Source organism: Methylobacterium sp. CCH5-D2, assembly GCF_001556475.1.
Lineage (GTDB): Bacteria > Pseudomonadota > Alphaproteobacteria > Rhizobiales > Beijerinckiaceae > Methylobacterium > Methylobacterium hispanicum.
Genome location: NZ_LSIX01000523.1, coordinates 1 through 8,182 on the forward strand (window position 1 = coordinate 1; position 8,182 = coordinate 8,182).

Annotated in this window: 7 protein-coding genes; 4 read left to right on the forward strand and 3 right to left on the reverse strand. The window is 74.8% G+C overall.

The features are described 5' to 3' along the window. The 3 genes from bchB to bchF form a co-directional block, all read right to left on the reverse strand. Positions 1 to 1,400, reverse strand: a 1,400-nt coding sequence (bchB, locus tag AX737_RS13340) for a ferredoxin:protochlorophyllide reductase (ATP-dependent) subunit B (protein WP_156453694.1), incomplete at its 3' end; no start/stop codon positions are given. Further along, on the reverse strand, positions 1,401 to 2,681 hold the full coding sequence (locus AX737_RS13345) for a ferredoxin:protochlorophyllide reductase (ATP-dependent) subunit N (protein ID WP_066922064.1): 1,281 nt from the start codon (positions 2,679 to 2,681) through the stop codon (positions 1,401 to 1,403). After that, entirely contained in the window at positions 2,678 to 3,157 is a 480-nt protein-coding gene (gene bchF / locus AX737_RS13350) for a 2-vinyl bacteriochlorophyllide hydratase (RefSeq protein WP_066922065.1), read from the reverse strand. The genes AX737_RS13345 and bchF overlap by 4 nt, the downstream gene beginning before the upstream one ends. A gap of 416 nt (positions 3,158 to 3,573) precedes the next feature. On the opposite strand from bchF, the gene AX737_RS13355 reads away from it, so the two are divergent. From AX737_RS13355 to AX737_RS13370, 4 genes are all read left to right on the forward strand, one after another. Then, positions 3,574 to 4,449, forward strand: a complete 876-nt coding sequence (locus tag AX737_RS13355; protein ID WP_066922067.1) for a cobalamin-dependent protein — start codon at positions 3,574 to 3,576, stop codon at positions 4,447 to 4,449. Between the two features lie 40 nt (positions 4,450 to 4,489). Continuing rightward, positions 4,490 to 5,923 (forward strand): transcriptional regulator PpsR, encoded by a 1,434-nt coding sequence (ppsR, locus tag AX737_RS13360; RefSeq protein ID WP_066922069.1) that lies wholly within the window; start codon positions 4,490 to 4,492, stop codon positions 5,921 to 5,923. A gap of 260 nt (positions 5,924 to 6,183) precedes the next feature. Next, positions 6,184 to 7,068 (forward strand): chlorophyll synthase ChlG, encoded by an 885-nt coding sequence (gene chlG / locus AX737_RS13365; RefSeq protein ID WP_066922071.1) that lies wholly within the window; start codon positions 6,184 to 6,186, stop codon positions 7,066 to 7,068. Beyond that, on the forward strand, positions 7,068 to 8,182 hold a 1,115-nt coding region (locus AX737_RS13370; RefSeq protein WP_066922073.1), incomplete at its 3' end, for a BCD family MFS transporter. The genes chlG and AX737_RS13370, both read left to right, overlap by 1 nt.

The following is an 8,182-nucleotide window of genomic DNA, read 5'->3' on the forward strand; positions in this document are numbered from 1 at the left end:
CTCACCCGGCTTTCTGCGAAAGCAGACCTCTCCCGCACGGGAGAGGGGACCCGCGACTCTTCCTGGTGTCGGACGGCGTGCCCGGCGCCCAGATGCGACGCCGCCGCGTCGGCGTGGAACTCGCGGTCCTCGCGGAACAGCCCGAGCAGGTGCTCCTCCAGCCCCATCATCAGCGGGTGGACCAGGGTGTCGAACAGGACGTTGGCGCCCTCGAAGCCCATCAGCGGCGCGTGCCGGGCCGGGTAGTCCTGCACGTGGGCGGGCGCCGAGATCACCGCGCAGGGGATGCCCAGCCGCTTGGCGACGTGGCGCTCCATCTGGGTGCCGAGCACGAGGTCGGGCGCCGCCGCCTGGATCGCCGCCTCGACGTCGAGGTAGTCGTCGGCGACGAGCGCCTCGATGCCGTGGAGGGCGGCCGCGGCCCGCACCTCGCGGGAGAACCCGCGCTCGTAGGTGCCGAGCCCGACGACCCGGAAGCCGATCTCCCGGGCGGCGACGCGGGCGAGCGCCACCGCGTGGGCGGCGTCGCCGAAGACGAAGACGCGCTTGTCGGTGAGGTAGGTCGAATCGACCGAGCGGGCGTACCAGGGCGACCGGGACTCCGGCGCGTCGAGCGCCGGGGCCGGATCGACATCCGCCAGCGCGGCCACCGCCGCGATGAAGTCCCGGGTGGCGCCGACGCCGATCGGCGGGATCTCGCAGAAGGGCTGGCCCAGCGCCTTCTCCAGGTACTGCGCCGCCGCCCGCCCGATCTCGGGGTAGAGCACCACGTTGAAGGCGGCGTCGCCCAAGCGCCCGAGGTCGCTGGGGCTCGCGCCCAGCGGCGCCACCACGTTCACACCGATGCCCAGCGTGTCGAGAAGGCGGCGCACCTCGACGAGGTCGTCGCGGTGGCGGAAGCCCAGCGCGGTCGGGCCCAGGATGTTGCAGAGGCGCCGATCCGCGGGTGCCTCGCGCCGCGCCCCCGCGAGCGCCCGCACCAGGCGGTAGAGGGTCTCGGAGGCGCCCCAGTTCTCCTTCTTCTGGTAGGCGGGCAGTTCCAGGCCGATCACCGGCACCGGCAGGCCGAGCGCCCGGGCGAGCCCGCCCGGATCGTCCTGGATCAGCTCCGCCGTGCAGGAGGCGCCGACGATGATCGCCTCCGGCCGGAAGCGCGCGTAGGCGTCCGAGACCGACTGCTTGAACAGGGCGGCGGTGTCGCGCCCGAGATCCTCGGCCCGGAAGGTGGTGTAGGTCACGGGCGGGCGGGCGTCGCGCCGCTCGATCATCGTGAACAGGAGGTCGGCGTAGGTGTCGCCCTGGGGCGCGTGCAGCACGTAGTGCAGGCCGCGCATCGCGGTGGCGACCCGCATCGCGCCGATATGGGGCGGTCCCTCGTAGGTCCAGAGCGTGAGCTGCATCTAGACCTCCAACAGCCCGCGCCGCCTCAAGGGGCGGGCGAAGAGTTCGGCGAGGTCGCCCGCCTGCTCGTAGCCCTGGACGGGGGTGAACAGGAGCTCGATCGACCACTTGGTGGCGAGCCCCTCCGCCTCGAGCGGGTTGGCGAGCCCCAGCCCGCACACCGTGAGGTCGGGCCGGGCCGCACGCGCCCGGTCCATCTGGTCGTCGAGGCTCTGGCCCTCGACCACGCGGGTGCCGGGGGGCAGGCCGGCGATCTCGTGGGCGAGGTGCCCGCGGTGCAGGTAGGGCGTGCCGACCTCGACGATCTCGGCGTCGAGCTCGGCCGCGAGGAAGCGGGCGAGCGGCACTTCGAGCTGGGAATCGGGGAAGAAGAACACGCGCTTGCCGGAGAGCCGCGCCCGGTGGGGGGCGAGCGCGGTCGCGGCCCGGCGCCGGCCCGGCGCGGTCGCGGCCTCGAAGCGGGCGGGATCGACCCCGAAGGCGTCGGCCGCCGCGCGCAGCCAGCCGGTGGTGCCCTCCGCGCCGAGCGGGAACGGGGCCGGCAGGTGGTGCAGGCCGCGCGCTTCGAGCGCCCGGGCGGTGCCCGCGAGGAAGGGCTGGGCCAGCAGGAAGGGCTGGCCGGGCGCGATCGCGGGCATCGTCCCGGCGCTGCGCCCCGGCAGGAAGCGGACCGGGATGCCGAGATCGGCGAAGAGGCGCGCGAACTGGTCCTCGACCACGTCGCCGAGCGCGCCCGCGACCAGCAGGCCGGCCTCGCCCGCCGGCGCCTCCGGCTCCGGAAGCGCCTCGGCCAACTCCGGCACCAGGGCGGCGAGGCAGGCGTCCTCGCCCTCCGTGAAGGTGGTCTCGATCCCCGAGCCCGAGTAGGAGAGCACCCGCACGGGCGCGAGGCGGCGCGAGAGCCGCAAGCTCGCCCGTGAGAGGTCGAGCTTGATCACTTCCGACGGGCAGGAGCCCACGAGGAAGAGGAGCCGGATGTCGGGCCGCCGGGCGACCAGTCGCTCGACCACCCGGTCGAGCTCGTCCTCGGCGTCGGCGAGGCCGGCCAGATCCCGCTCGTCGAGGATCGCGGTGGCGAAGCGGGGCTCGGCGAAGATCATCACGCCGGCCGCCGACTGGATCAGGTGCGCGCAGGTGCGCGAGCCGACCACGAGGAAGAAGGCGTCCTGGATCTTGCGGTGCAGCCAGACGATGCCGGTGAGCCCGCAGAACACCGCGCGCTGGCCGCGCTCGCGCGCGAGATCGATGCCGCAGCTCTCGGGGCGGACGGGCGCGTTCACGGCCGGCCTCCCGCGATCTGGAGCCGCGCCGCGCGCAGCTTCAGCAGGAACTGGCCCGCGTTGACCACGTAGGCGCCGTAGGCCGCGAGCGCGAGGAGCAGCAGCGGTTCGGGGGCGAGCACTCCGCCGACGAGCGCGGCGAGGTAGGCCGTGTGCAGCGCCAGCACCAGCATGCTCACCGCGTCCTCCCAGAAGAAGGCCGGGGCGAACAGGTAGCGCCCGAACACCGCCTTCTCCCAGATCGAGCCGGTGACCATGATGGCGTAGAGTACGCCCGTCTTGACCACGACCGAGAGGTTGGCGGCCCAGAGGCCCTCCCCCGTCGCGAGCGTGCGCAGCACCAGGGCGAGGCTCACCAGGAAGACCGCGAATTGCAGCGGGGCCAACACCCCCTGCACCAGCGTCCAGGGCGTGGCGTCCCGGCGCAGGCGCTCTTCCCGCGTGTAGAGCGGTCTCGTCGGCCGGCCTGGACCCATCGCGTCCACCCCTGTCCGCACCAGGCCTCCGGAAAGGCCCGAACGAGAGGGAGCCTAGGCCCGCGCTTCCGCAAGTGTCAAGTTGGCTTTACGTAATCACATCGTGACAGTGATGCGGCCTACAGGCGGCGACTTTTTTCAGTCTAGACCATTGCCAGACGGCCGGATCGGCGTATCGTCAGGCTTCGGCCGCTTCGTTCGGTCGCCAGTACAGACTCCCCCAGGGAGCACGCCATACGGAGGCCCGGCCCCCGGGCACCGTCCGCCGCCAGACCGGCCCCCGACGCCTTGTTCCGGAACGCCCGTCCGCCGGGCGGATCCCGCGGCTCATGACGATCGAGCCGCGGGTTGCCCGACGAGATGCCCCGGCCGGTCGCCCGAGAGGTCCGTTCGACGCGCGAGCAGGGAGGCCGCCGATGAGCGAGGCACGGTGTTTCCGCCGGCATCAAGCCCTCGGCGACCCGTTCGGCTGCGCCCTGCTGGAGGACGCCGCGCCGGACGATGCCGGGTTCTCCGAACACCGCGCGCGCTTCGACCGCCCGGGCGCGCTCGCCCGCCTCATCGAGGGCGAGATCCTGCCCCGCCTGATGCTGGTCCACGCCGAGCCCCCGCCCCCGCGGGCGGCGCGGCGTCCGAGCCAGGACGAGGTGGCCCGCTTCGCCGACCTGCTGCTCGCTCCGCCGCGGGCGGAGGGCGACGACCCCCGGCCCGCCGTGGACGCGCTGCTCGCCCGCGGGCTGCCCCTGGAGAGCCTGCTCGGCGACCTGCTCGCCCCGGCCGCGCGCCATCTCGGCGCGCTCTGGGAGGAGGATGCCTGCGACTTCCTGGCGGTCACGGTCGGGCTCGGGCGGCTCCAGGCCGTCGCCCGGACGCTCTGCGCCCGCCTCGAGACCGAGCCGCCGGCGCGGGGGCGCAGCGTGCTGCTCCTGCCCTGTCCCGGTGAGACGCACGTCTTCGGCCTCGCGCTCGTGGCGAGCGCCTTCCGCGAGGCCGGCTGGACGGTCGATACGGCGGAGGCGGACCGGGGCGCGGCGGTGCTGGCGCGCGATTTCCACGACGTCGTCGGCCTGACGCTGGCCTGCGACGTGAACGCGCCGGCGCTGGCGCCGGCGGTCGCCACCCTGCGGGCCGCCTCCTGCAACCGCGAGTTGAGGGTCCTGGTCGGGGGCGCCTACGTGGCGCGCCACCCCGAATGTGCCGTCGCCGCCGGGGCCGATGCCGGGCTGTGCGAGGCCGCGACCGCGCCGGCCCTTGCTGAATCCTTGCTTGAAATGCGGGCGCGAGCCTGTTGAAAGGACCCATCCGGCCCCTCAGACGTGGTGCCCATCAGACGTGGTGACCGTGAGCGCACCTGCCCGCCCTGCCCCGCGCGCGCCCGCCACGGCGCTGTCGCTCCCGGCCGGCCTCCTCGACGGCGAGGCGGCGGGGTTGATCGTCGCGGCGGGGAGCGACCTCTCCCTGGTGGTGGACGCGGACGGGGTGATCCGCGAGGCGGCCTCCGCGGGCGAGGATCCGGGGCCCGGCACCGTGGCGGCCTGGCGCGGGCGGCCCTTCAGCGACACCGTCACGGTCGAGAGCCGCCCGAAGGTCGAGGCCCTGCTGCGCGAGGCCCGGGCCGACGCGGTGACCCGCTGGCGGCAGGTCAACCATCCGAGCCCCGAGGGGCCGGACCTGCCGGTGCGCTACGCCGCCCTGCGGCCGAAGGCGGGCGGCCCGGTCATCCTGGTCGGGCGCAACCTGCGGGCGGTGTCGGCCCTGCAGCACCGGCTGGCGGACGCCCAGCAGGCGCTGGAGCGCGACTACGACCGCCTGCGCGCCGCCGAGACCCGCTACCGACTGCTGTTCCAGCTCTCGGGCGAGCCGGTGCTCGTCGTCGATGCGGGCACGCGCCGGATCACCGAGGCGAACCCGGCCGCCGCGCGCCTGTTCGGCCGCGCGCCGAAGCGCCTGGCCGGGCTCGACGCGGTCGACCTGTTCGAGGCCGGCAGCGCGCGGGCGGTCGAGACCCTGTTCGCCACCCTGCGGGTCTCCGGCGAGGCCCCCGAGGTCTCGGCCCGGCTCGCCCACGGGCGCGGGGCCGCCACGGTCTCGGCCTCGCTGTTCCGCGGCGAGAGCGCCACCAGCGTGCTCGTGCGCCTGAGCCTGCCGGCCGACGGCGAGGCGGCCCACGGGCTCGCCGCCCACGCGGCCGAGGTGCTGCGGGCCATGCCGGAGGGCTTCGTCGTCACCGATGCCGGGCGGCGGGTGCTCGCCGCCAACACCGCCTTCCTCGAACTCTCCCAGCTCGCCACCGAGGAGCAGGCCCGGGGCCAGCCCCTGGACGCCTGGCTCGGCCACGACGAGACCGAGGCGCAGGCGCTCTTCGCGACCCTGCGCGACCACGGCTCGGTGCGCCGCTTCAGCACGGTGCTGCGCGGCCAGTACGGCTCGGTGGAGGATGTCGAGGTGGCCGCCGTCGCGGTGCCGGGCCAGGGCTGCCTCGGCTTCTCGTTCCGGTCGGGGCCGCGCCGGTCGGCGCCGCCCGCCGGCACCACCCTGCCCCGCTCCGTCGAGCAGATGACCGAGCTCGTCGGCCGCGTCTCGATGAAGACCCTGGTGCGCGAGACCACCGACCTGATCGAGAAGCTCTGCATCGAGGCGGCGCTCCGCATCACCCGCGACAACCGCGCCTCGGCCGCCGAGATGCTCGGCCTCAGCCGCCAGGGTCTCTACGCCAAGATGCGCCGCTACGGCATCGGCGATCTCGACGGGCCGGACGAGGCTTAGGAGCGGCTTCGGGGCGGCTTCGGGGCGGCTTGAATCTCCCTGATCGCACCTTCCCTGCCCCGCACAGGGGGACAGGAGGGTCTTGCGGACCGGTCGCCCGCCTCGGCCCCCGCAGCGCCCTGAATACGGAATACATCCTCCGGCGGCCGCTCTAATCCTGAAGTATTCGTGCGGTGCAGCACGACGAGCCGCGGCGCGTACTCGCCCCGAGGTGTAAATTTGACTTGACACATCCGCGCCCCCGAACCTAGCCTCCTCCCATGGCCACGCCAGCCCCGAGCGCAGTCGTCGAGCTTCTCAAGCCGCTCACGTGGTTCGCCCCGATGTGGGCGTTCGCCTGCGGCGTGGTCTCGTCGGGCATCCCCGCCTCCGGGCAGTGGCCGGTGATCGCCGCGGGCGTGCTGCTCGCAGGGCCCCTCGTCTGCGCCACCAGCCAGGCCGCCAACGACTGGTTCGACCGCGAGGTCGACGCCATCAACGAGCCCGGCCGGCCGATCCCCTCGGGGCGCATCCCGGGCCGCTGGGGCCTCGGGCTCGCCGCCGCCTGGACGGCGCTCTCGCTGGCGGTCGCGGCCGCGCTCGGCCCCTGGATCCTGGCGGCGGCCGTGTTCGGGCTGATCCTGGCCTGGATCTACTCGGCGCCCCCCGTGCGGCTGAAGCGCAACGGCTGGTGGGGCAACGCCGCCGTGGCGCTCTGCTACGAGGGCCTGCCCTGGTTCACCGGCGCCGCCGTGATGGCCGCTGCGCTGCCCGACCGGCGCGTGCTGGCGCTGGCGCTCCTCTACTCGGTGGGCGCCCACGGCATCATGACGCTCAACGACTTCAAGTCGGTCGAGGGCGACCGGCGCACCGGCATCGCCTCGCTGCCCGTGCAACTCGGGCCGGCGCGTGCCGCCCGCCTCGCCTGCTGGGTGATGGCGCTGCCGCAAGGGGCGGTGATCGCGCTGCTGGCCGCCTGGGACCGGCCCTGGCACGCCGCCCTGGTGGCGGCCCTGCTGGCGGGCCAGGCCGCCCTGATGGCACGCTTCCTCGCCGATCCGCGCGGGCGGGCCGCGTGGTACAACGGCACCGGCACCACCCTCTACGTGCTCGGCATGCTGGCCGCGGCGCTCGCGCTGCGCCCCCTCCTGCAGGGGGCCGCGTGATGGCCTCCGGGTTCAGCTGGGCCCAGATCGCCCGCCTCGGCCTCGTCCAGACCGCGCTCGGCGCCGTCGTGGTGCTGATCACCTCGACGATCAACCGGGTGATGGTGGTGGAGCTGGCGCTGCCCGCCCTGGTGCCGGGGGGGCTGCTGGGCCTGCACTACGCGGTGCAGACCTTGCGCCCGCGCTGGGGCTACGGCTCCGACCGGCACGGGCGGCGCACGCCCTGGATCGTCGGCGGCATGGCCGCTTTGTGTCTGGGCGGCTTCGGCACCGCCTGCGCCACCGCGCTCGCCGCGCACCACCTCGCGGCGGGGCTCGCGCTCGCCGTCCTCGCCTTCCTCACGGTCGGCATGGGGGCGGGGGCCGCCGGCACCTCGCTCCTCGTGCTCCTGTCGGGCGGCGTCGCCGAGGGGCGGCGCGGGGCGGCTGCCACGATCGTCTGGGTGATGATGATTGCGGGCTTCGCGGTGACCGCCCCCCTCGCCGGGCACTTCCTCGACCCGTTCTCGGGCGCCCGGCTGATGGCGGTCTCCGGCACGGTCTCGGTCCTGGCCTTCGCGGTCGCCTGCCTCGCGGTCGCGGGCGTCGAGGGGCGGGGCGCGGCGCCGGCCGCCGCCGTCCAGAAGGCGCCCTTCGGCGCCGTGCTCGCCCGGGTGCTGGCCGAGCCGGACGCGCGCCGCTTCACGCTGTTCATCTTCGTCTCGATGCTGGCCTACAGCGCCCAGGAACTGATCCTGGAACCCTATGCCGGCCTCGCCTTCGCGATGACGCCGGGGGCCACCACCAAGCTCTCCGGGCTCCAGCACGGCGGCGTGCTCGCCGGGATGCTCGGCGTGGCCGCGGTCACCGCCGGGATCGGCGGACCGGTCTTCGGCTCGCTCCGGCTCTGGACCGTGGCGGGCTGCCTCGGCTCGGGGCTGGCGCTCCTGGCGATCGCCGCGGCGGCCTCGGCCGGGCCGGGTTTCCCCCTGCGCGCCGCGGTCTTCGCGCTGGGCTTGGCCAACGGCGTCTACGCGGTCGCGGCCATCGGCACGATGATGGGGCTCGCAGGGACGGGCGACCCGGCCGAGCGCGGCACCCGCATGGGCGTCTGGGGCGCCGCGCAGGGCGTGGC

Coding starts and splice junctions, on each gene's coding strand:
- chlG (WP_066922071.1), top strand. CDS start 6,184: ATGGCCACGCCAGCCCCGAGCGCAGTCGTCGAGCTTCTCAAGCCGCTC.
- AX737_RS13355 (WP_066922067.1), top strand. CDS start 3,574: ATGAGCGAGGCACGGTGTTTCCGCCGGCATCAAGCCCTCGGCGACCCG.
- bchF (WP_066922065.1), bottom strand. CDS start 3,157: ATGGGTCCAGGCCGGCCGACGAGACCGCTCTACACGCGGGAAGAGCGC.